The organism is Mesorhizobium sp. WSM4871, assembly GCF_055811295.1.
The window spans coordinates 1-284 of record NZ_JBVVPU010000073.1 but is presented as its reverse complement, the minus strand read 5'-3'; the positions used below and the strand labels follow the sequence as shown (position 1 = coordinate 284).

At 60.6% G+C, this 284-nt stretch carries 1 protein-coding gene; it reads right to left on the bottom strand.

Features of this window, described 5'->3' with window-relative positions; translation table 11 throughout:
- The coding region (locus AC0L2H_RS32565) for an omptin family outer membrane protease (RefSeq protein WP_473593686.1) at positions 1-284 on the bottom strand (284 nt) is incomplete at both ends.

Here is a 284-nt window from a genome sequence, read left to right as displayed (position 1 = left end):
GGAGCCGCCATAGGCAGTCCACTTGACCGAGGTGTACTTGAAGCCACCGTTGACGTTGATCAGCAGCTGATCGCTGACCTGGAAGTCGTGGCCGAGCGCGACGGTTGCCGAATAGAAGTGATCCAGACCGGTGTCGGAATGACGCGAACGGCTGCTCCAGTCATTCCAGCCATCATTGGTCGAGAATGGCGGGAACCAGGCATAGTATTCCATGTAGCTGTCGCCGCTGAAGGCGAACTGGCCGGAAAGCTTGGCGGTCCAGCCGGCCTCGCTGCGCGCCGTCA